A 20,619-nucleotide genomic window follows, 5' to 3' on the forward strand; every position below is an offset into this window, starting at 1 on the left:
GCCATCGAATCCGGCATGGTGGACAAGGACGACGCCATGGCGAAAGAACGCATGGTGAGCCTAAAGGCGTTGCGGGATCAGGCCGCCGCCGACGCCGACGCCGAGCGCAAAAAGCTCGCCCTCGACAGTTCAGGCAATCAGGGCGTCAGCCCCGATATGCTCAAGGGCTTCGCCCGCAAGGCTCGTGAGCGGATTCGACTCGACGATGGCGGCTACCGACGCGACCATCTGCGCGCTCTGGCGCAGCGCGTCGAGGTCGCCGACGACGAGGTTCGCATCATGGGATCGAAGTCGGAACTGCTGCGAACGCTGGTCGCCGCTTCTAGCGTAGAAACGGCGGCGTTCGGCGTTCATAGTTCTGTTCTGAAATGGCGCACCCGCTGCGAGATAGATGGGCACTGTAATTGCTGGGAAATTTTGCTTCTCATGGACCGATGAGCGGCAGCTTTGGGCCGCCACCCTAACATTCCAACTCGCTTGGCCAATGACAAAAATGGGGCCGTCTGCGGACTGTCGGCTTTTGTACGCGGACAGTTGAAAGCAGACATCAGTAACCTGTGCCGCCAACGGGATTGGCTCGACCACTCGCCGGACTTTCAAGCAGAACCGATGTGCGATCCGATCGCGTCTGACATTTTCTCGGCCAGCATGATGACCGGCAGATTGAGATTTGCGCGCGGCGCGGTGGGCATGATCGAGGCGTCGGCGACGTAGAGACCGCTGATGCCGTGCACCTCACCGGTTTCGGGGTCGACGACGGCCTTCCGGTCATCGGCTGGCCCCATCCGACAGGTGCCGCAGACATGCCATTGGCCGAAAGCGGTGCCGCGGACATAGTCCTCCAGGGCAGATTCATCCGCCAGCAAATCTTCAAGCGAGAGATTACCCGATACCATGGTGCGAAAGAACGGCCTGCGGATGGGCGGGACCACGTCGATCGCCGCCGCCACCGGAGCGGTGAGCAGGTAGTTGCGCAGCGTCTGGCGACCCAGTGATTTTGCAAAACCGCTATAGCTCGAAGGGCCCGGCGTCTCGAGGAGATCGGACAGGCTCTCTGCTGCCATGAGGCGCGCTGCGAACCGGACGGCGTCCATCAGCCGGACGAGGTCGGTGCGCTCGGAGAGGTAGTTGAGGTGGACGATCGGCGGAACAAGCGGATCTGCGCTGGTCAGGGACACGCTGCCCCGGGATTCGGCCTTGTTGATCCAGGTGATGATCGTCGCGATCCGACGGCCCAGCGGATGCCAGGCGGATTTGGCGACCATCATGGCAAACATGTCCGAGACGCTTCCGCCTTCGACGCCAGAGCTGTAGCGAAGCCCCAGGTGAATGTGCCGGCGCGTCGCCGTGCCGAGCCGGCCCTGCGGGCGCAGATACGCAGACAGGGAAATGCCTGGATGTTCCTGGAGATTGGCACCAACCCCAGGCAGATCACCCAATTGAGCGATGCCGAGCTTGCGCAGTGCCACGGCTGGGCCTATCCCGGATCGCATCAGGATTGCGGGAGAATGCAGCGCACCTGCGCAGATGACAATATTGGCAGCGGCGAGCTGGATTTCGGCGCCTCTATGCCGCACGGTGACGCCGCTCGCCTTCCTCCCATCGAACAGGACCCGCATCACCTCCGCGTCGCTCATGATCGTGAGATTGGGTCTCGCGCGAGTTGTCGCGTCGAGATAGGCCATGGACGTCGAGACGCGGTGTTGACCGTCATTGGACAGGGTGACGGGAAAATGACCGTCGCCGAACTCACCATTCTGGTCTTCAAGACAGGCAAAGCCGAGCGTGTTGAGCGCCTTTTCGACATTGAGCGAAAATAGCGGCCACTTGGCGCGCGGAATGCGCGAAATGGAAATAGGTCCAGTCCTGCCATGCAGGGGGCCGGCAAAGTCGAGATCAGTTTCGGCCTTGTTGAAATAGGGCAAGACATTTGCCCAGGCCCAACCCTTGGCGCCGAGCGCCTCCCACTCTTCGTAATCGTCAGGCGTGCCGCGATTGGCCATCTGGCCATTGATGCTGGAGCCGCCCCCGATCAGCTTGGGCTGCTCGTAAGGCCGGGGTGGTCCCGCCGCTGCATTATCCAGCGCCGCGCCGCGATGCGCGAGAAGACCCTGCCAGTGATTGGCAGGGTCGAAGGCGGCGCGTCCAGGATAGGTGTCGAGAATGGCTGAGCCTTCTTTTCCCGGCCGAACGTCACGTCCCGCCTCGACGAGCAGTACCTTGCGTTTGGGATCGGCAGAGAGCCGATTGGCGAGCACGCATCCCGCGCTGCCGCCGCCGACAATGATGATGTCCCACATGTTTTACCCGCCTATGGGCCTGAAGGCCCTGGCGCCGGCCTCAGCAACCTGCCGGTCCTGATCGACGCTACCGGAACTGACACCTATGGCGCCGACGACCTGACCATCCACTTCAAGAGGAACACCGCCACCCAAGGTCGTCAGTCGTCCTCCATTAAGACTTTGCAGGCCAAAGCCGGGTTGGCCCGGCAAAGTTGCCGGCAGGATATCGCCCGTCGCCTTGCGCGCGCCGGCCGCCGTATAGGCCTTGGCCAGCGCGATATCTATGGAAGAAAACTTGGCCCCGTCCATGCGACGGAACGCGACCAGGTGGCCCGCCGCGTCCACCACAGCGATATTCTGCGGCACGTTCATTGCCGACGCAGCAGTGCTAGCAGCAGCAATTATAGTTTCGGCCTCTTCAAGTCCGATCGAGAGCATGTTGAGCATCGTCAGCCCATCCAGAAGCCGCCATTGACGTCCAGGGTGGCGCCGGTGATGTAACGGGCCTCCTCGGACGCCAGGAAGGCGATGGCATTGGCCACTTCGTCTGTTTCTCCCAGTCGCTGCTTGGGAATGGCAGAGGTCAGCCGATCCCTTGCCTCGGGCGTCACATTCTCGCGGATCAGGTCGGTATCGATGACGCCCGGCGCTACGGCGTTGACCGTAATGCCCTGCGTGGCGGTCTGTCGCGCAAGGGTCCGCGTGAAGCCCAGAATGCCGGCCTTGGTCGTCGCGTAATGAATTCCGCCATTGAGCGCACCCTGCCGACCCACGATGGAGGACAGGTTGACAATACTGCCGCTACCGCGCTCCCGCATGTGGGGCAGTACGGTCCTGGAGCAGAGAAAGACGCTGCGCAGATTGACCGCGATGAATCGGTCCCACTCATCCACAGAGATGTCGACGATTGAGGCAGCGCGATCGATGCCGGCATTGTTGACCAGGATGTCGATGCGGCCGAGTTTGGTTAGTGTTGTCTCGATCATCGACTTGACGACGGCTTCATCAGAAACGTCGCCGGCCACAGCGATTGCGCCATTGCCGATTTCCGCTGCCGCTGCCGCTGCAGTATTCCCGTCCAGATCGTTGACCGCGAGCGTCGCGCCGCGCTTGGCCAATCCCCTGGCAACAGCGTTGCCAATACCGCGGCCCGCGCCGGTCACCAGCGCGACTTTGCCCTTAAGCATAGTAGATTCCTCGTTCAACCTTTGACGGAGCCCTTGGTGAGGCCCGATACGATCAACCGTCCGAACAGCGCAAAGGCGATAAGGATCGGCAGGATGGCCAAGGTCGCGGAAGCCGTGAGGGGGCCCCATTCGCGGCCGAAATAGCCGATGAAATTATAGATTGCCGGCTGGATCGGGCGCAGCGCAGGACTGTCGACCATGACCGATCCGGCCACGAACTCGTTCCAGGCCCCGACAAAGGTAAGGACACCGGCGGCGCCCAGAGCGGGTTTTGTCAGCGGCAGGATTATCAGCCGCAGGACCTCAAAATGGCTCGCGCCATCGGCAATGGCGGCTTCGTCCAGTTCGCGGGGAATCCCCTCAAGCGTGCCCTTCATGATCCAGATCGCCATCGGGAGCTGATGGGCGATGTAGATAAGCGGCAGCGTGTACCACTGGTTCGTCAGTCCCAGACGCGAGAAATAGACGTAGTTGGGAATGAGAAGCGCCGCCGCCCCGAGCGCCAGCGGGATACTGGCGACGATGAGCAGGAAGAGCGCGTTGCGGAATGGAAACTGGAAGCGGTCGAAGGCATAGGCTGCCGGAAGTGCCAGCACCAGGGTGCCGATGACAGTGGCGAGGCTGTAAAACAGGCTCATCTGCATATTGCCCAGGAACCCGCTCTGGACCACGCGCTGATAGTTTTCCGCGGTTGGCGTGAAGTTGAACAGAGTTGGCGGAAAGCGGAACAGATCCGCTTCCGACTTCAGCGAGGTGATCACACCCCAGACCAGGGGCAGCAAGTTGAGAACGACAAGCACCGTAAAGGCCAGTGCCAGCGCCACACCGGATGCGATGGGCAGGTGGCGACGATGAGCGCGTGGTGGCTTTGTTTGAGTTTGGGAGGAGATTGCCATCGTCATGCTCAAACTTTCCACTTCGCGAGCCGAACGTAGGCCAGCACCAAAAGGATATTCCCGAGGAACATAAGCAGCGCCAGCGAGGTGGCGGAGCCGATGTCATAGGAGATGAAGGCGCGGTCGTACACCTCCATGGGCAGGATGCGCGTCGCATTGGCTGGCCCGCCGCCGGTCAACACGAGCGGCGTCTCAACAGTATTGAGATTGGAGAGCGTCAGAACCACTGTCACCAGCAGCAGCGGAGTGCGCAACAGCGGCAGGGTGATGCGGCAGAAAATGTCCCAGGCAGTCGCGCCATCGATCCGTGCGGCTTCCTCGTAATCGTCAGGTATGCCCTTAAGCCCGGCCAGGATAATGATTACCGCATAGCCGGTGCGCTTCCACACCGAGACCCCGATCAGCAAGTTCATGGCCGTGTCGGGATTGGTCAGCATGCTGGAGCCATCAATACCGAACCAGCGCAGCGCCGACAGCAGCAACCCGGTGTCGTTCACGAACACCCAACGGAACAGCAATGTGGCTACCACCGTGGAGATGATCCAGGGAACGATGACCACCATCTGGACGATGAAGCCGCGCCTTTCCCCCAGCTTGTGGATCCAGACGGACAGGCCCAGGCCGAGCACAACTGTGAGCAGAACGGCCCAGAAGGTGAACCATGCACTGCGACCAAGCGTGTTGATAAGGGCGGGGTCGCCCATGAGCCGGACATAGTTTTCCAGACCCACGAAGTCGGTCATGTTGCCGTACTGGATACGAAAGAGGCTGAACCAGAACCCGTAGAATACTGGTGAGAACAGTACGAGGGCCAGCATGGCGAATGCCGGGGCGATATAGGTCAGGCCGGTACGGCGCGAATACATGGAAATCTCTCGTTGCAAGGGGGTGCAGGCGCAAGGCCTGCACCCCGCCCATGCCTTAGCGATTATGCGAGCGGTTGAAGTCGTCCTCGGCCTGCTGCAAGGCGGCCTCGGGCGTTGCCCCATTGATCAGCACGTTCTGGATGGCCTTGTTGAAGGCTTGACGATAGCCGCCAACGGAATATTCGATCGGCGCGAGCCAGCCGTACTGGGCGGCACCCTCGCCTACCACCGAGAGATATTCGTTGCCCGGCTGAGCGACAAAATCCGCCAGGTTGTCGAGTGTGGACAGCATACCGGGGGTCTGGCCACCTTTTGCAACCCAGATGGGGTCGGAGTCTGCACCCAGCATGTATTCGACAAAATCGCCGGCCTGCTCCTTGACCGGGCTACCGGACCAGACACCAACAGCCCACCCGGCCATGACCGCCGGAGAGTGTTCGGTGGCGCCATCGCCCGGCCAGAGCATCAGCCCGACCTTGTCCTTGCCAAGCTTGTCCTGCAGCGTCGAAACGCGAACGCTCGCGCCAAGGATCATGGCAGCGCGGTCGGAGGCGAACTGCTCGTAGACGTCATCCGAAGTCCAGGTCACGGCGGCCTCGGGCAAGACGCCATGCTCAGTGGTAAGAGCTGTCTGGAATTCGAGGGCTTCAATACCCGCTGGCGTCGCGAAGGCCGCGGTGCCATCGTCGTTGAACAGCGTTTCACCCTTGCCCAGCATCATCGAGATCATCAGCGCCGGATCGGCCTGGCTCTCGCTATAGCCTTGCAGGAAGCCGTAGCGGCTGACCTGCCCATTGGCGTCGGTGACGGTCAAAGCCTTGGCGGCGTCGAGAAACGCATCCCAGGTCGTCAGGCTCTCCGGATCAATGCCTGCCTCGGCGAACAGGTCCGGGCGGTACATGATGGAGATGTAATTGCGCGAGGTGAACAGGGCATATTGCTTGTCGCCATCGGCGGTCAGGTCCCAATAGGGGCCGGCGCGGTCGGCAATCTCTTCCGGCGACCAGTCGGCAATGAAGGATTGGCCCAGGTCGAGCAGGGATCCCGAATTGATAGCGTCCCCAAGGAAGTCCGTGACAACCCAGATCACATCGGGATTATTGCCCGTGCCATGCCCGGCCAGGAATTTCGGCGTCATCTGGTCCCATGCCTGGGTTTCCACCACGATATCGACGCCGGGATTGGCCGCTTCGTAGCTGGCGATGATCTCGGCCAGAGCCACTTCGCGCGGCGAGGTGCCCGTGGGGTTCAGGAAGGTCCACATCCGGATGGTGGTATCCTGCGCCATGGCCGCAAAGGGCAACATGGTGCTCATGGCTAATGTGGCCAGGAATGTGCTGGTCAGTCGTTTCATAAGTTCCTCCTTGTTATAGCTTAGTCGGGCCGCTGTTCCTGGCTGTTCAGGTCGCCGAGCGCGTCCTTGAGGGAGCGGCCGATATGAATGCGGATGGCAGCGGAATAGGCGTCCCTGTCACGGGCCCGCAGCGCAGCCACGATGGCCGCATGCTCCTCGGCCTCGTTATCGAGGCGCTTGCGCCAGGATTGCAGCCCGCGCTGGATCCATTCGCCGAGCAGTTGCATCTGGATGCCCGAATAGATCGAGATCAGCATGTCATTGCCGCTTAGCGCGACGATGTGCTGGTGAAACTCGGTATTCAGGCCTAGCTTGCGGCGGTGTTCGATATGGTCGGGATCGGCTTCAAGTTGTGCGCGGATGTGGTCGAGCTGGTCCAGTTGCCCGGACAGGAGCGTCCCCGCCTCAAGGCGCTCGATGGCAATTTCGCCAGCGGCCAACTCCAGGCCGAGACGCACCTGCCAAAGGTCTAGGACCTGCTTGGCGCTCGGTGTGCGGATGTGATAGCCCCGCCGCTGTACCGCTTCGATATAGCCTTCCGACGCCAGGCGCATCAGGGCTTCGCGCACCGGCGTCTGGCTGACGCCGAACTGCTCGGCCAGCTTGTCCGGGTAAAGCCGGAAACCGCGATCAAAATATCCGAACACGATCATTTCGAGCAGGGTCCGCCGCAGGGTCTCGGTGAGCGTCTCGCCGGGCTTGCCGACAAGTTGACCCATGTCGGACAAGTCTCGAACTTGAATGGGGGCTGCAAAATGCATTGCTTCAGCTCCTTGCTGTCCAGCGAAACCGGTCCACCATTGCCGGGTCTGGCACAGCACCATGGCCCGGCAGGTCCTGCGCCACCAGATTTCCATTGGCGATCACTGGAGCTTTAAGGCTCAATTCGTCGCGAAGCGGATTGAGCAGCATATTGGCTTCGTAGAGACCGAAAGCCGGGGCGGCGCGGCAGGTATGGACGGCCGCCGCAACCGCTATGGACCCGCCCACGCCATGAGGGGCGAGGACGATGCCTGCCTTTTCGCAGAGGTCTCCGATTGCGAGCAGGCCCGAGACGCCGCCGGCTCGAGAGATATTGGGCTGCAGGAAATCGACGGCACCAGCCTCGGTCAGGCGACGGAAGGCGTCGAGCGTGAACTCGTTCTCCCCGGCACCGAGCGGCACCGCAGAGCGCTCCCGCAGCCGTGCGTATGCCAGGACATCGCCCGGGGGTATCGGCTCTTCAAGCCAGCCGGGCGCATAGGGCGCCAGGGCTTCCGCCACCTCCAGGGCCGAATGTTCGTCATAGGCACAATTGGCGTCCAGATAGATGGGAAAACCGTCGCCCATGGCGTCGCGGACGGCCTTGAGATGCTCAGCGTCCACCTTGGGGCCACGACCAATCTTGAGCTTGAGAGCGTGGAATCCACGCTCCCCATAGGCACGCGCCGCCGCAACTGTCTCTGAGGGCGTGGCGTGAAGCCCCACCGGGCTGACATAGGTCTCGACCGGGCCGGGTTCTCCGCCCAGCAGGGTGGCCAGGGGCAGGTCGGCAGCTCGTGCCTTGAGATCCCACAGGGCGATATCGACACCACTCAGAGCCTCTATGGGCGCGCCATGCGTGCCTCCCAAAGCGATGAAATAGCGATAGAGATCGGCGGTCATCTCGGCAGGATCGTCGATGACTGCGCCTTTGAGAAAATCGGCAATGACGTGGCTGACCAATGTGCTGGCCAGTTGCGGATGTGGCAGGCCGAAACACTCGCCATAGCCAACAGCGCCATCGTCGGCCGTCACCATCACCAGCGTCGTCACCTGCCCTGTTCGAGGGATGCGGCGAAAGTGGCTTGCCGGCGAGCTGATATGGGCAGGCACTTTGTCTGCGCCGCCAAACACGTCGGCAAAACGGGCTTCAAGGGGAATAGCGACGACGCTGGCGACTTTCATTGGCCGATCCATATATTTTATAATTTACAGACTATAGGAACCTGTGCTTGAAGACGTCAAGGGCATTTTGATGCCACGACGAATTATCGCCCCAGGGGCAGGAATGGAGGATGGGATATGGCATCAATCGAGATCGCGGGGGTCGAGAAGGCCTATGGAGCCACCAAGGTTATCCACGGCATTACGATCGACATTGCCGAAGGGGAGTTCGTGACGCTGGTGGGGCCGTCCGGCTGCGGTAAGTCCACACTCCTGCGCATGATCGGCGGCCTTGAGCCCATCAGTGGCGGCACGATCAGCATTGGCGACAGGGTCGTGAACGACCTGCCGCCCAAGGATCGGGACATTGCAATGGTGTTCCAGAACTATGCGCTCTACCCACACATGACGGTGGCAGAGAATATGGGATTTTCCCTGCGCCTACGCAAAGCATCCAAGAGCGAGTTCGATGCCGCCATCCAGCGCGCTGCCGGCATTCTGGGCCTCGAAAACCTGCTCCATCGCTATCCGAAGGAGTTGTCGGGCGGGCAAAGACAGCGCGTCGCAATGGGTCGCGCCATTGTCCGAAATCCGCAGGTCTTCCTGTTCGATGAGCCGCTTTCCAATCTCGATGCCAAGCTCCGCGTGCAAATGCGCGCTGAGATCAAGGCGCTGCATCAGCGGCTGGGCACAACCATCGTCTATGTGACCCACGATCAAATCGAGGCCATGACCATGGCCGACAAGATCGTGGTCATGCATGGTGGCATTGTCGAGCAGGTCGGCTCGCCTCTCGAGCTTTACGATCGCCCCGCAAACCAGTTCGTCGCCGGCTTCCTTGGCTCGCCATCCATGAACTTCCTGCGCGGTGACATCGTGCAAGCCGATGGACTGCATTTCCAGCTTGCGCCCGACATTTCGATCGCACTGCCCGGCAGCGCCGCTACTCGTCCAGGACCGGTCGTGCTCGGCATTCGGCCCGAAGACATCCTGTTATCGCCGGCCGGGATTCCGGCGACGATAAAGGTAGTGGAACCCACGGGGTCAGAGACTCATCTGGCAGCCCGCGTTGCCGGACAGGACATGACGGTCGTGCTGCGGGACAGATTCAGCGGGCAGCCGGCGGATACGATCCACATTGCCATCAGTCCAAACAAGTTTCATCTGTTTGACGCTGGAACCGGAGTCCGTCTGTGAGGCGTATTTCCCCAACCGAATGAGGCCTCAGGTGGCCGATTGGAATGGCCGCTTAGGGAATTCTTCGGTGGAGATTGAACGGCCGCGTTGCGGCGCAAAAGAAATGTTTCGGAAGTGTGGCGCGCAGGCGCCCAACCGCATGGAATGGCCGCGCCAGCTGGGTTCACACCTCCGGCAGGCCTGCCGCCCTGCGCCCCTCGTTTGTCTTCAACGAAAAGTCCTGCCCGCGATATGAATCAGCGTCCGGCGTCACCAGCCAGGCGATGGCTCTGGCGACCCATTCGGCGGGAATATGCGCGGACCAGTCTAGCTGACTGACTGGATTGATACCCGAGGCACGGATCTGTTCCTGCATACGCGTTGCCACCGTTCCGGGACTGAGGCCAATGATCCGCAGCCCCTTGTCGCGATATTCCCTGTCGGCCACTTGCGTCAGTGACAGCACGGCAGCCTTGGTCGCACAATAATGGCTCCAGCCCGCGAGCGCAGAGGTTGCAGCGCCCGAGGACAGATTGACGATGGTCCCGCCGCCCTGCCCCACCATGAGGGGGATGGCGAACCGCATCCCGTGATAGACCCCCTTGAGGTTGACGTCGACAACGCGCGACCATTCCTGCGGCGCGCTGTCTGCCAACAGCGCTATGGGGTCAATCAAGCCCGCATTGTTGACCAGCACATCAAGCCTGCCAGTTGCGGCTTTGGCCCGCGTGATCAGATCCACCACCTGTTCGGGATCAGCCACGTCACAGGCAACCGCGCTCGCAGAAGCGCCGCTGGTCCTGAGCGCCGTGGCAGTCTCTTCGATGCGGTCAGCGGTTCTGGCAGCCAGGACGACATGCGCCCCCAATGATGCAAAATGTGCCGCCGTGGCTTCACCAATGCCGCGGCTGGCCCCGGTGATCACCACCACCTTGCCGTTCATATCCATTTCATTGTCCTTTCGAGCGGCCGGGGCGATGCCGCCCCGGCCTTGCTGTCATTCGGCAGCGTCTGCCATCTGGGTGGTCCAGGCCAAGGCCGGGTTCGACATGAACTCTTCGTCGGGAATGTCCGCCAGAGCTGCGCTGTAATTGGCTATGACCTTGGTGGCGATAATGGCGACGACATCGAGCACATTGGCCCGGCTGTAGCCTGCCGCCAGAAAGACCGGCACGGCCTCAGGCGCCTCTCCCCGTGCCGCGACCACTGCCCGCGTGAACGTCCAGAGGGCCGCCAGCTTCTGGTCCGCTGGTGGTCGGCCGGCGCGCAACGCGGCGATCGTTGCCTCGTCCATGCCTGCCTGCCGCGACAGGAATGTGTGCCCCATCGTGCAATATCGGCAGCCATGGAACACATTGACGGCCTGGTACGCCACTTGCTGCTCGATGGCGCTCAGCGTCGAACTGGCAATTTGCCCCCAAAGTGTTTCATAGCCCACCAGCGCACTGGGGCTTTCTGCCAGGGTGGCGTGCATTTTGGGCGTAAAACCCCATGCTGCCGAAACCGAGGCCAGTGTCGCTTTGGACCCCTCGGGCGCGGTCTGGGCTGTGTGCAGTGTAAAGGCTGGCATGAGCATCTCCTGTTGGTCCATGGCCGCGAACAGGAATATTGCCGCTGAAAGATCAGATAAATGACATGACTATCCGCATATTCGTGCGCATTATGCAGGAATGAAACTCGCAGATCTGAGCCTTATCCAGGAGATCGCCCGGCATGGCAGCTTCGCCGCTGTGGCCCGCCAGCGCGATGTAGACGCGTCTTCCATCGGGCGCATTGTCGCGGGCATCGAGCACGAACTCGGTTTCCGGCTGTTTGCGCGAACGACGCGCCGGATGGAGCTGACAGAAGCGGGAACCCTTTACCTGTCCCGTGTCGGTCCCTTGAGTGAAGAGCTAGACAGGGCAGTGGAAGAGTGCAGGGCCATGCAGGTTGAACCAAGGGGCACGCTGCGCCTCTCGGCCTCCGCCACCTTTGGCCAACGCATCATCGTGCCCCGTTTGAGCGCCTTCCGCGCGCTGTATTCGGCTGTCACGGTCGAGGGGGTGTTTTCGGACAGCACCATCGATCTGGTCGCGGACCGTGTCGACCTTGCCATCCGATTGGCCCCGATGATTGATGGCGACTATGTCGTGAGCAAGCTCATGGACACACGATACCGCGTTGTCGCCGCGCCGGACTATCTGCGCCGGGCGCCCCGGCTGGAACAGCCTGAGGATCTGGCCCATCACAGGGCCATCCTCTTTCCCTATCGGGATTACCGGTCCAGATGGATATTCCGCGACGCCGCCGGCACCCTCACCGAGCAGGCGGTCGAGGGCGATCTGGTCCTCTCACCGGCAGGTGCCATCCGCGACGCCGCTCTTGCCGGCCTGGGTCCCGCGCTCCTTCCGGATTGGCTGATTTCCGAGGACATCGAACAGGGGCTGTTGCAGACCTGTATCGGAGGTTGGGATGTCACCGCGACGCGCTTCGATACGGCTGCGTGGCTGATTTATCCCAGCCGCAGTTTTCTTCCCGCCAAAGTGCGCGCGATGATTGAATTCCTTCGCCGGTCGATGGCTTAGATTTGGACGCAACGCCTCAATCCTCAACTACGGAATACCGATCACGATCCTCAAGGGGTGATTTGGGGCAGTGGAGTAGAAAATCCCTAATTCAGAACGTCCGCTTTGCAGAGCGCACAACGGATAGAGAAACGACCGAAATGGGGCGCGTAACCGCCGGTCTGTTCTCGACCCCATTGTGGTCATTTACGTCGACCTAGGATGTCACTGACACCTGCCATTCGTTCCTCTTTGCCGTGACCTCGAACCAGATATCGCCAGAGGCCTAGCAAAGCCCTCCAGCAAAATCCGACTGTCGGCCATTGGCAAAGGCTTTGATCAGCCGTTCAAAGATGTTCTCCGGCTCGCAATTTCTTCTTGGATCGAATACTGGCAGCAAAACTGAGTTCCTGTCGAAAAGCTCGACAGGCGAGGGGCTCTTTACCGATTGATCCGTCCAAAATCCGACGATGGGGAAAACTCCTGCGAGGGGATCGATAACATTGTGTGCGTCTCTACTTCCAAACAGACTCTGCACTGTTAAGGTGTGAACGACAGGTTGGGGGGAGCAGATGGTGTCATCAACGGGTAAGTGGGCGGCATATATCATCCGGATGGCGGGCGCTTATCTGGTATCAAAAGCAATTCCGGCTAAACCACACCTGCTCGAGGGCGTGCATTGATGGATCTTTCGGCATACGTCGCCAATCTCGACAAGCGCTTTCAGACCGGAATCGCGCGAGAGCATAGCTATCGGGGCGACTTGCAAAACCTGCTTCAGGCCTTGGCTCCGGACACTCTCACCACCAACGAGCCCGCAAGGATCGCTTGTGGCGCGCCCGATTACATTATTACCGATCAAAAGACGGCAGTGGATGTGGGCTACATAGAGGCCAAAGACATTGGCCGTTCGCTTGATGACAATGAGCTGCTGCCGGTTCGGTGGACACGAAGTTAGGCTAGCTTAGCTTGCTCTTCGTATTGCACGGGGCTGAGATAGCCCAGCGTCGAGTGTCGGCGCCTCGGGTTGTAGAAGCGCTCGATATAGTCGAACATATCGGCCTTGGCATCGTCCCTGGTGCGATAGACCTTGCGGGCGGTGCGTTCGGTTTTGAGCGAGGAGAAGAAGCTCTCCATCGCCGCGTTCTGCCCCTCAAAACGATTCACAGGATCGTTTTGTCCGCTGTCGCGGATTGGCTTGAACTCCCAGACATTGCCGGACCGGCTCATCGAGCAGGTGATGCCATGATCGGCCATCAGCCGCTGGAACTGCTCGGATGTATATTGGCTGCCCTGGTCGGAGTGGTGCAGCAGGCTGTCGGGTTTGCCGCGACGCCAGATCGCCATGATCAGCGCATCGGTCACCAGTTGAGCGACCATCGATGAGCTCATCGACCAGCCCACCACCCGGCGGGAGTAGAGGTCGACCACTGCCGCCACATAGAGCCAGCCCTGGGCCGTCCAGATGTAGGTGGACCGAAGGTCCGCGAAGCGAATTCGGCGATCCACTTCTGGTTCGGCGCCGACGCCACGAACGCCCGGTCCAGGATGTTGGGCGAGACCGCATGGCGCTGCCCGCCATCCTTGGGCAAGCCCCGCCGGCGGGGACGTGCCCGCAGGCCTTTTTTGCGCATCAGCCGTTCGATGCGATGGAGACCCGCATCGAGCCCTTCGGCCAGCACGTCGTGCCAGACCCTTCGAGCGCCATAGGTGCGATCGCTGCCGGAAAAGCTGGAACGGATCCCGGCGACGAGCATCTCATCATACTGAGCCCTTCTACTCGGCGAGCGGTTGAGCCAGGCATGGAAGCCCGAGCGAGACACACCGAGCGCCTCGCAGATCCACGAGACCGGCCAGATCCCTCGGTGCTTCGCCACGAAACAGAACCTCATATCGAGTCCCTGGCGAAGTAGGCCGCGGCTTTTTTTAGAATATCGCGCTCCGCCTTGAGCTTGGCCAACTCCCGGCGCAGCTTCTCGATCTCGAGCTGCTCGGGCTTCATCTGACCATGGCCGGGGAAGGCCTGCTGTGGATCGGCAGACGGCTCGCGCACCCATTTGCGCAACACGTTCACATGCAGGTCCAGATCACGGGCCGCCTGCGCCACCGCAACGCCCCGTTCCCTCACCAGCTTAACAGCCTCGAGCTTGAACTCCCGGCTGAACTTGCGTCTCTCCATCAAAACTCTCCAGTTCCAAAAACACCTTAACTCGGTGTCCTCAAAACCGGCAGCAGCTCAGTGCGCATGGCTATATGGAACTCATCCCTGTCCCGGGGGCGCCTGCGGCCTTAGGGACGTGTCAGCATGGACATGAGCATGAGTCCTGATCTGGGGTCACTTGAACCAGGAACACTTCCGGATGCACTCCTGGCCGAGCGGAACAAGGGACAACAGCAATCGCCGAACTCTTGCCATGCGGTCCCGTCACGATTGCTCGCGGCATCGCTTGTATGATGTGACCAATCGTACCATTGCCAAACCTACGCCGTCTGCTAACCAATAGGGCAGGGTGGGATAGATGCAAAAGCTTCGGCCATATTTGAGCGAAGTCACGCGAGCACTTTTGGTGCTGGCGCTTGTCATGCTCAATCTTGGCATGCAGCCGCTGCCATCGGTGGCTTTCGATGGTTTGTCCTTCACTGTGGTTGGAACTGAGAATTGCGGGCTCCCCGACGATTCCGGCAGAAACGACCACATACCGTGCCATGCCTGTCGGGTCGGTGCCGACATCATCCTGCCTGCGCCACCGAACGTCGCCGAGCCACTGAAGCTAGACGTCTTTTTACTTTATTACAGCTACACGAACGATACAGCGCCTAGTGCGACCGTATCCGCTGCGCATCGCAGCCGAGGTCCCCCGCTTTTCGTCTGACATCTGGCAGCACTGCCTGAGCAGGTGCTCCCGTTTACGTCGCCCCGTTTTTCGTGAGCGTCTCTATTTCAGAGCGCGAGCAGCCCATTGCTTTGGCCGGCTGCGTCCGGCCGGGGAGCTGGGCCGCACGATTCTCGGTAAGACGACGGTGTCGGCGGCCCCTCATTTGACAGCACCACTCGTGGCGACAATTGGCTTTGGTCCGCAGTAGCCGCCGACCCACGACCGTTTTTGACGGGCGTCATGCGCGTCAATGAAAACAAAATAATAGGAGGAGTTTGAAGTGAATAGGTACGTACTGGTCCTGGGAGCCATGCTGTTGATGGCCGCCCCATCAGTCTCGCAAGATGATCTTGCGGCCGGGCAGAAGGTGTTCAACCGCTGTCAGGCATGCCACGCCGTGGGCGAAAATGCCCGCAACAAATCTGGTCCGGAACTGAACGGCATTGTGGGGCGTCCAGCGGGCACCGCCGTCAACTTCAATTATTCCAGCGCGATGCAAACTGCAGGCGCTGAAGGCCTGGTTTGGACGGCTGAGGACCTGAACGCTTTTCTTGAAGCCCCCAAGGACAAGGTGCCCGGCACCAAGATGGCATTTGGCGGCCTGAAGAAGCAGCAAGACCGAGACAATCTGATTGCCTACCTCGCGACCTTCAGTGCCGACGGCACTGCGGCGCCACAATAGACCTGGAGATATAAATGCGTTCTTCTATCATTGCTTCAGCGTTCGCTCTATTGGTTTCACCAGCGATCGCAGATGAGGCCGTTACGATCAACTTCGCTGCGGATGTCGGCGGCAAGCCATTCTCTTGTGCCGAAACGTTCCCCGATATCGGGTCGGGCAAAACCACGATGTCGGTCACCGATTTCCGGCTCTTCGTGCATGATGCCGCACTCGTGCGCGCAGATGGCAGCCTCGCGCCGATCAGCCTCGAGCAGGATGGGCAATGGCAGTATGAAAATGCCGCTCTGCTTGATTTTGAGGATGGCACCGCAGCTTGCTCAAGCTCTGGCAATTCACCAACCAATACCAGTCTGCGCGGGACGGTCGAGGACGGCGAATATGTGGGTCTGGCCTTTACCATAGGTCTGCCTTTCGAGCTGAACCACGTCGACCCCACTGTCATGCCCGCGCCGCTAAACACTACGGGAATGTTCTGGAACTGGCAGTTCGGTTTCCGGTTCATGCAGGTGAATATGGTGCCCGTCGTTGCCGAGGCGGCAATGGCCGGGGAGGCGATGGGCGCTGGCCACGGCGAAGGTGAGGCCCATGCCAGCCACGGCGAGGGCGACGCCCATGCTGGTCACGGTGGCGGAGAGGCTGGGGCCATGGGCTGGTTTCTGCATCTCGGCTCCACGCTATGCGCCGCCAATTCGCAAACCGAGGCGCCCACCTCGCCCTGCGCCAATCCAAATCTGGTCACTGTGCTGTTTCCCGAATTCGATCCAGCCAGCAATGTCGTCGTGTTCGATCCCGGTCCGGTCGTGGCAGAAGCCGATATGACGGTGAATGCACCCGAAACCGCCCCGGGTTGCATGTCCTTCCCCGGCGACGCAGATTGCCTGACCGTGATGACCAAGCTGGGTCTGGAATATGACGGCGTGGACGCGGGCGAGCAATTGTTCGCAACGGTGCGTTAAGCCATGTTGAAGGGCAGCGTCGCATTGATCCTGGTCATGGGTGTCGCCATGCTCGGCACTGATGCCGCGGAGCATTTCGCTTGGCCTATTCCGGCGTGGATGCCGGCGCCGCCCGTTCCGAAAGACAACCCGATGAGTGCCGCCAAGGTAGAGCTTGGCCGGCACTTGTTCTACGATTCCCGTCTCTCACGTGACGGCACGGTTGCCTGTGCATCCTGCCACGAGCAGTCAAAAGCTTTCACTGACGGGCGGGAGTTGTCCGTTGGTGTTGATTCTACAGTCGGCGTTCGCAATGTGCCGTCGCTGGCAAATGTCGGTTACATGCCCCAATTGACCTGGGGCAACCCACATATGACGACGCCTGAATTTCAGGCCCTTGTACCCCTGTTCGGCGACAATCCTCTGGAAATGGGATCGGCGGGGCAGGAAGCGCGGATCTTCGCCGCACTGGCTGACGACCCCTATTATGCAGAGGCCTTTTCCAGGGCGTTTCCCGAACGGCCGGCGATTGATCTGTTCACGGTGACACGGGCCCTTGGCGCTTTCCAGCGCACCCTTATTTCCCTCGATAGCCCCTATGACCGGTTCAAGTATTGGGGCGAGACCGACGCGATCTCGGATGCTGCCAAGCGCGGCGAACAACTTTTCTTCGACCACCGGTTCGAATGCTATCACTGCCACACTGGCATCATGTTCTCGGACAACCTGCAGACCTCTCGCAGCCCCGTCGTCGAGCGCGGCAACCACAATAATGGCCTCTACAATATCGATGGCAGAGGGGCATATCCGCCGCAGGCAACCGGTTTCATCGAATTCACCGGCAATCCCGCAGACATGGGCCGCTTCCGCACGGCGAGCCTTCGCAATGTCGGGGTTACGGCGCCATATTTTCACGATGGCTCGGCGGCCACGCTTGAAGACGTGTTGGACCACTATGCCAATGCCGGGCGCGTCATCGCGGAGGGTCCATACGCGGGAGACGGTTCGAAGAACCCCTACAAGGACACGATGATCGTGGGCTTCAAGGCCAGCGACCAGGAGATCGCGGATATCATCGCTTTTCTGAACAGCTTGACCGACGAGACCTTCCTCACCAATCCCGACTACGCTGATCCATGGCCCGAGGGCCATGCTGCCTCGATCAACAGGGTCATGCCATGAAACGGTTCGTTCTGCTTCTGCTCCTATTTCTGGCGCAGCCTGCAGCCGCGCACGAGTTCCTGCTCGGCGACCTGCAGATCATCCATCCCGCGATCCCAGCGACACCGCTGGATGGCGACACGGCCCATATCTATATGGCGCTGGTCAACAATGGTACGGAGCCTGAGCGGCTGCTCGCCATCGAGACCGCCTATGGCAAAGCCGTTCTCGAACGCCAGGTCACTGACGCAAATGGGGTCGCCACGCAGCAGAAAATGGCCTGGATTGACATTCCACCCGGTGAGACGGTGCTGCTCATCCAGGGCGAATTCCGTGGTCGCGTAGAGGGCCTCAAAGAACCGCTTGTGGAAGGCGGCGAACTTGATGGCGCTTTCGTTTTCGAGAAACGAGGCCGCTTCAAGATGTTTTTCATGATCGACCCGATCGAGCCGATCGAGGAATTGCCTATGCAGGCCAGCGAGCGCGCCGACACATCGGAGGCGACACTGGCCATTGCGGCGGCCCTGCGCGCGGAGCTGGGCGAGGACACGGCCATAGCGCCGCTGGCAATCGTGGGGGATGTCGCCATTGCCGGGTGGACGCGCGGTGACATCGGCGCGCGCGCCTTTCTGCGCAAACGCGCAGGTTCATGGCAGGTCGTCTTATGGTCGGGTCCGAGTCTGCTGCTGCCGGCCACGCTGACCAGCCTGGGCGTTGGCGTGCAGACCGCGGATCAATTGCGCAAGGAACTGGCGGCCGGCGAAACGGCCCTTGGCCGCGACTACATCACGCGTTTCGATGCCTTCGCCGGCACCGTTCCGCTGAACTGAATTCTGGAAGGATCAAGCATGCAGTTCTTTCGTGTTGGCGTTCTGGCCTTGATGATGTGCACGGCACCCACTGCGTTTGCACAGCAGTCGGGTTCAATACAGATTGTTACACCGTTCTCTCGCGCCACATTGCCCAATGCCGGCACTGGCGGCGCGTATTTCAGCATTGCCAATCTTGGCACCCAAGATGACATTCTGCTGTCTGCCGAGACACCTGTGGCCGAAGAGGTGCAACTCCATTCCATGGCGATGGATGGCGATGTGATGCGCATGCGGCAGATGCCGGACGGCATCCCGGTTCCGGCCGGCAGCACAGTGGTGCTTGAACCAAGTGGCTTGCACTTGATGCTTGTGCGGCTCAAGCAGCCCCTCAAGGAGGGCGAGACGCTCCCCCTCACCCTTAATTTCGAAAAGGCAGGGACGATCGACCTGGAGGTTCCAATCGGCTCGATTGCCGCAAGGAAGGCGCCATAACTCCAATTTGAAAGCCGCGACCAGATCAGCACGGGTCGCGGCATCGTAATTTGTCTCAGGCCAGAGCGAGCCTTGCCTGCTTGCGCTGGTTGGCGAACCGGGCCGGAGAATTGCGGTCAAGCCCGGCTGCATAGGCTCGCAACTGGGCAATGTTGGTGACCTCGAACTTGAACTTGCCGGTGCGCAAGAAACCCTTGGTTTCCCAGGTGGAGACGATGCGTGATACCGTGGTCTGTGTCGTGCCAATCATGTCTGCAAAGTCTTTGCGGCCAATCGGGAAGTCGATTGCAAGGCCGCCCTTGACCGGCTGTGACGCCCTATCGAGCAAACCGAGCACGGCATTGGCCAGCCGCTGTTCGACGTCCTGGGTGGCGATCTGACGAACCCGCGTCTGCGTTTCGCGCAGGATGTGCGTCAGGGCACGTGCGGTGTTGCTGCTGAGAAGCACGTCCTGTGCAAGCAGGGACGTCCAGACCGGGTTGGACCAGATGAGCACCGTACTGTCCGCGCAGGCGGCGGCAGCAATTTGTGGCTCGGCGTCGAGGTCATGCGGCATTTCGAAGACATCACCCGAAAGAACATAGCGGGCGATATGACGAAGGCCATCGCTGGTCTCCTGCTGCATTCGAAGCCGCCCGCTGACGAGTAAGCAGAAGTCCTGCGACGTGTCGTCTTTCTGCCAGATCTGACCGGCACCGAGTTCAAGAACGGTAGCCTGAGCCAAAATGGCATGCCTATGTGTGTTGGACATGGCGTCGAAGATCGCGGCTCGGCGGAGCGCATCGTCATACGCTTCAGGGTAATTCGCCATAGAAGTTTGGGCGGAGCGAAGAGAATTATGGTGTTCGGCCATCGGTTCGATTCCGTAAGCCCGGTTGGGCTAAGGTCAACGACATTGCGCCCCATGCCTCAGAGGTTCATGGGTGCGCGCAGCGACAGGCGCTTCGATCCGCATTGCGGCATGGAACGCCCGATCACACGAGGGCGGGTGGTGCTCGTGAGCCGCCTGAACCGGTCGCAGAAAGGGGCGTGAGGATGGGGGCTGGATGGGTGCCAGTGCCAACAAAAAGGCAGACAGGGTCTGGAGCGTGATCTGTGGCGCCGGCAGGCGGTGTATAGTGCGACCCCAGATGCTGTGCCGGACACTTGACCAGTAAAGGCGCTTCGTCGCCGTTCTTTTCGGCAAGCGGCGCGCAAACGCTCCAGGAGGCGGCCGTTTCATAGCCCAGAGCAGCCAGGTCGCGCTGCAATCCCGCAGCCTGATGGAGCGGCGTAAGCAGAAGCAGGATGTACAGACCAAGCAAGGCGAATGCCCTGCCAATCTCTGTCACAATCTGTTTGTTACCCGACATCAAGACTTAGTCCCCGAGAGCTCGAGTGCGGACCCTTGTGTCGTTTGTTAAACGGCTGGGCAAGCGTATCGTATTCAACGTTCCGGATAAATGGTCCCGG

20 protein-coding genes and 1 pseudogene are annotated in these 20,619 nt (G+C 60.6%); 9 read left to right on the top strand and 12 right to left on the bottom strand.

Features of this window, described 5'->3' with window-relative positions; all coding sequences use genetic code 11:
- Nucleotides 1-15 precede the first annotated feature (15 nt).
- Nucleotides 16-438 (top strand): hypothetical protein, encoded by a 423-nt coding sequence (locus tag DEVEQU_RS20250; RefSeq protein ID WP_329601431.1) that lies wholly within the window; start codon nucleotides 16-18, stop codon nucleotides 436-438.
- 158 nt (nucleotides 439-596) lie between these two features.
- Here the strand turns inward: DEVEQU_RS20250 and DEVEQU_RS00635 are convergent, their stop codons facing one another.
- Genes DEVEQU_RS00635 through DEVEQU_RS00670 form a run of 8 tightly spaced genes read right to left on the bottom strand, consistent with a single transcriptional unit; the run spans nucleotide 597 to nucleotide 8,511 of the window.
- Nucleotides 597-2,300, bottom strand: a complete 1,704-nt coding sequence (locus DEVEQU_RS00635; RefSeq protein ID WP_126148624.1) for a GMC family oxidoreductase — start codon at nucleotides 2,298-2,300, stop codon at nucleotides 597-599.
- Nucleotides 2,301-2,303: 3 nt separating this feature from the next.
- Nucleotides 2,304-2,729, bottom strand: coding sequence for a GlcG/HbpS family heme-binding protein (locus tag DEVEQU_RS00640; RefSeq protein WP_126148625.1), 426 nt, complete (start codon nucleotides 2,727-2,729; stop codon nucleotides 2,304-2,306).
- A 2-nt stretch (nucleotides 2,730-2,731) separates the two neighbouring features.
- Nucleotides 2,732-3,469: an SDR family NAD(P)-dependent oxidoreductase gene (locus DEVEQU_RS00645; RefSeq protein WP_126148626.1), complete on the bottom strand. Its 738-nt coding sequence runs from the start codon at nucleotides 3,467-3,469 to the stop codon at nucleotides 2,732-2,734.
- Between the two features lie 14 nt (nucleotides 3,470-3,483).
- Complete coding sequence (locus tag DEVEQU_RS00650) at nucleotides 3,484-4,371, bottom strand: carbohydrate ABC transporter permease (RefSeq protein WP_126148627.1); 888 nt, start codon at nucleotides 4,369-4,371, stop codon at nucleotides 3,484-3,486.
- A 2-nt stretch (nucleotides 4,372-4,373) separates the two neighbouring features.
- Nucleotides 4,374-5,231 carry a carbohydrate ABC transporter permease gene (locus DEVEQU_RS00655; protein ID WP_164550182.1) on the bottom strand — a complete coding sequence of 286 codons (858 nt, stop codon included), beginning with the start codon at nucleotides 5,229-5,231 and terminating at the stop codon, nucleotides 4,374-4,376.
- Nucleotides 5,232-5,286: 55 nt separating this feature from the next.
- Nucleotides 5,287-6,585 carry an ABC transporter substrate-binding protein gene (locus tag DEVEQU_RS00660; protein ID WP_126148629.1) on the bottom strand — a complete coding sequence of 433 codons (1,299 nt, stop codon included), beginning with the start codon at nucleotides 6,583-6,585 and terminating at the stop codon, nucleotides 5,287-5,289.
- 20 nt (nucleotides 6,586-6,605) lie between these two features.
- On the bottom strand, nucleotides 6,606-7,304 hold the full coding sequence (locus tag DEVEQU_RS00665) for a GntR family transcriptional regulator (protein ID WP_164550183.1): 699 nt from the start codon (nucleotides 7,302-7,304) through the stop codon (nucleotides 6,606-6,608).
- Between the two features lie 46 nt (nucleotides 7,305-7,350).
- On the bottom strand, nucleotides 7,351-8,511 hold the full coding sequence (locus tag DEVEQU_RS00670; RefSeq protein WP_164550184.1) for a mandelate racemase/muconate lactonizing enzyme family protein: 1,161 nt from the start codon (nucleotides 8,509-8,511) through the stop codon (nucleotides 7,351-7,353).
- 117 nt (nucleotides 8,512-8,628) lie between these two features.
- On the opposite strand from DEVEQU_RS00670, the gene DEVEQU_RS00675 reads away from it, so the two are divergent.
- Nucleotides 8,629-9,687 (top strand): ABC transporter ATP-binding protein, encoded by a 1,059-nt coding sequence (locus DEVEQU_RS00675; protein ID WP_126148632.1) that lies wholly within the window; start codon nucleotides 8,629-8,631, stop codon nucleotides 9,685-9,687.
- 163 nt (nucleotides 9,688-9,850) lie between these two features.
- Here the strand turns inward: DEVEQU_RS00675 and DEVEQU_RS00680 are convergent, their stop codons facing one another.
- Together DEVEQU_RS00680 and DEVEQU_RS00685 are read right to left on the bottom strand one after the other, a co-directional pair.
- Nucleotides 9,851-10,615, bottom strand: coding sequence for an SDR family oxidoreductase (locus DEVEQU_RS00680; protein ID WP_126148633.1), 765 nt, complete (start codon nucleotides 10,613-10,615; stop codon nucleotides 9,851-9,853).
- A gap of 48 nt (nucleotides 10,616-10,663) precedes the next feature.
- Nucleotides 10,664-11,236 carry a carboxymuconolactone decarboxylase family protein gene (locus tag DEVEQU_RS00685; RefSeq protein ID WP_164550185.1) on the bottom strand — a complete coding sequence of 191 codons (573 nt, stop codon included), beginning with the start codon at nucleotides 11,234-11,236 and terminating at the stop codon, nucleotides 10,664-10,666.
- Between the two features lie 100 nt (nucleotides 11,237-11,336).
- On the opposite strand from DEVEQU_RS00685, the gene DEVEQU_RS00690 reads away from it, so the two are divergent.
- Nucleotides 11,337-12,230 (top strand): LysR family transcriptional regulator, encoded by an 894-nt coding sequence (locus DEVEQU_RS00690; protein ID WP_126148635.1) that lies wholly within the window; start codon nucleotides 11,337-11,339, stop codon nucleotides 12,228-12,230.
- 658 nt (nucleotides 12,231-12,888) lie between these two features.
- Complete coding sequence (locus tag DEVEQU_RS00695) at nucleotides 12,889-13,167, top strand: hypothetical protein (protein WP_126148636.1); 279 nt, start codon at nucleotides 12,889-12,891, stop codon at nucleotides 13,165-13,167.
- Here DEVEQU_RS00695 and DEVEQU_RS00700 read toward each other — a convergent pair.
- Nucleotides 13,164-14,388: pseudogene (locus DEVEQU_RS00700) on the bottom strand (IS3 family transposase). The gene DEVEQU_RS00695 and the pseudogene DEVEQU_RS00700 overlap by 4 nt on opposite strands.
- A gap of 977 nt (nucleotides 14,389-15,365) precedes the next feature.
- Here DEVEQU_RS00700 and DEVEQU_RS00705 point away from each other — a divergent pair.
- From DEVEQU_RS00705 to DEVEQU_RS00725, 5 genes are read left to right on the top strand one after another with little or no spacing between them, the layout of a single operon-like run.
- Complete coding sequence (locus DEVEQU_RS00705) at nucleotides 15,366-15,767, top strand: c-type cytochrome (RefSeq protein ID WP_164550186.1); 402 nt, start codon at nucleotides 15,366-15,368, stop codon at nucleotides 15,765-15,767.
- 14 nt (nucleotides 15,768-15,781) lie between these two features.
- The gene (locus tag DEVEQU_RS00710; protein WP_126148637.1) at nucleotides 15,782-16,723 is read left to right on the top strand and encodes an MbnP family copper-binding protein; all 942 of its coding nucleotides are present in this window, start codon (nucleotides 15,782-15,784) and stop codon (nucleotides 16,721-16,723) included.
- Nucleotides 16,724-16,726: 3 nt separating this feature from the next.
- The gene (locus DEVEQU_RS00715; protein WP_126148638.1) at nucleotides 16,727-17,884 is read left to right on the top strand and encodes a methanobactin export MATE transporter MbnM; all 1,158 of its coding nucleotides are present in this window, start codon (nucleotides 16,727-16,729) and stop codon (nucleotides 17,882-17,884) included.
- Nucleotides 17,881-18,693: a copper uptake system-associated protein gene (locus tag DEVEQU_RS00720; RefSeq protein WP_164550187.1), complete on the top strand. Its 813-nt coding sequence runs from the start codon at nucleotides 17,881-17,883 to the stop codon at nucleotides 18,691-18,693. Before DEVEQU_RS00715 ends, DEVEQU_RS00720 begins: the two co-directional genes overlap by 4 nt.
- An 18-nt stretch (nucleotides 18,694-18,711) precedes the next feature.
- Complete coding sequence (locus DEVEQU_RS00725; RefSeq protein ID WP_126148640.1) at nucleotides 18,712-19,167, top strand: copper chaperone PCu(A)C; 456 nt, start codon at nucleotides 18,712-18,714, stop codon at nucleotides 19,165-19,167.
- 55 nt (nucleotides 19,168-19,222) lie between these two features.
- Here DEVEQU_RS00725 and DEVEQU_RS00730 read toward each other — a convergent pair whose 3' ends face one another.
- Entirely contained in the window at nucleotides 19,223-20,020 is a 798-nt protein-coding gene (locus DEVEQU_RS00730; RefSeq protein ID WP_126148641.1) for a Crp/Fnr family transcriptional regulator, read from the bottom strand.
- Nucleotides 20,021-20,619 lie beyond the last annotated feature (599 nt).

Origin of the sequence: Devosia equisanguinis (genome assembly GCF_900631955.1) — a bacterium.
GTDB lineage: Bacteria > Pseudomonadota > Alphaproteobacteria > Rhizobiales > Devosiaceae > Devosia > Devosia equisanguinis.

What these genes read in the sequence shown, in the direction of transcription:
- DEVEQU_RS20250 (WP_329601431.1), top strand. Translation starts at nt 16, where the DNA reads ATGGTGGACAAGGACGACGCCATGGCGAAAGAACGCATGGTGAGCCTA.
- DEVEQU_RS00635 (WP_126148624.1), bottom strand. Translation starts at nt 2,300, where the DNA reads ATGTGGGACATCATCATTGTCGGCGGCGGCAGCGCGGGATGCGTGCTC.
- DEVEQU_RS00640 (WP_126148625.1), bottom strand. Translation starts at nt 2,729, where the DNA reads ATGCTCAACATGCTCTCGATCGGACTTGAAGAGGCCGAAACTATAATT.
- DEVEQU_RS00645 (WP_126148626.1), bottom strand. Translation starts at nt 3,469, where the DNA reads ATGCTTAAGGGCAAAGTCGCGCTGGTGACCGGCGCGGGCCGCGGTATT.
- DEVEQU_RS00650 (WP_126148627.1), bottom strand. Translation starts at nt 4,371, where the DNA reads ATGACGATGGCAATCTCCTCCCAAACTCAAACAAAGCCACCACGCGCT.
- DEVEQU_RS00655 (WP_164550182.1), bottom strand. Translation starts at nt 5,231, where the DNA reads ATGTATTCGCGCCGTACCGGCCTGACCTATATCGCCCCGGCATTCGCC.
- DEVEQU_RS00660 (WP_126148629.1), bottom strand. Translation starts at nt 6,585, where the DNA reads ATGAAACGACTGACCAGCACATTCCTGGCCACATTAGCCATGAGCACC.
- DEVEQU_RS00665 (WP_164550183.1), bottom strand. Translation starts at nt 7,304, where the DNA reads ATGGGTCAACTTGTCGGCAAGCCCGGCGAGACGCTCACCGAGACCCTG.
- DEVEQU_RS00670 (WP_164550184.1), bottom strand. Translation starts at nt 8,511, where the DNA reads ATGAAAGTCGCCAGCGTCGTCGCTATTCCCCTTGAAGCCCGTTTTGCC.
- DEVEQU_RS00675 (WP_126148632.1), top strand. Translation starts at nt 8,629, where the DNA reads ATGGCATCAATCGAGATCGCGGGGGTCGAGAAGGCCTATGGAGCCACC.
- DEVEQU_RS00680 (WP_126148633.1), bottom strand. Translation starts at nt 10,615, where the DNA reads ATGGATATGAACGGCAAGGTGGTGGTGATCACCGGGGCCAGCCGCGGC.
- DEVEQU_RS00685 (WP_164550185.1), bottom strand. Translation starts at nt 11,236, where the DNA reads ATGCCAGCCTTTACACTGCACACAGCCCAGACCGCGCCCGAGGGGTCC.
- DEVEQU_RS00690 (WP_126148635.1), top strand. Translation starts at nt 11,337, where the DNA reads ATGAAACTCGCAGATCTGAGCCTTATCCAGGAGATCGCCCGGCATGGC.
- DEVEQU_RS00710 (WP_126148637.1), top strand. Translation starts at nt 15,782, where the DNA reads ATGCGTTCTTCTATCATTGCTTCAGCGTTCGCTCTATTGGTTTCACCA.
- DEVEQU_RS00715 (WP_126148638.1), top strand. Translation starts at nt 16,727, where the DNA reads ATGTTGAAGGGCAGCGTCGCATTGATCCTGGTCATGGGTGTCGCCATG.
- DEVEQU_RS00720 (WP_164550187.1), top strand. Translation starts at nt 17,881, where the DNA reads ATGAAACGGTTCGTTCTGCTTCTGCTCCTATTTCTGGCGCAGCCTGCA.
- DEVEQU_RS00725 (WP_126148640.1), top strand. Translation starts at nt 18,712, where the DNA reads ATGCAGTTCTTTCGTGTTGGCGTTCTGGCCTTGATGATGTGCACGGCA.
- DEVEQU_RS00730 (WP_126148641.1), bottom strand. Translation starts at nt 20,020, where the DNA reads ATGGCCGAACACCATAATTCTCTTCGCTCCGCCCAAACTTCTATGGCG.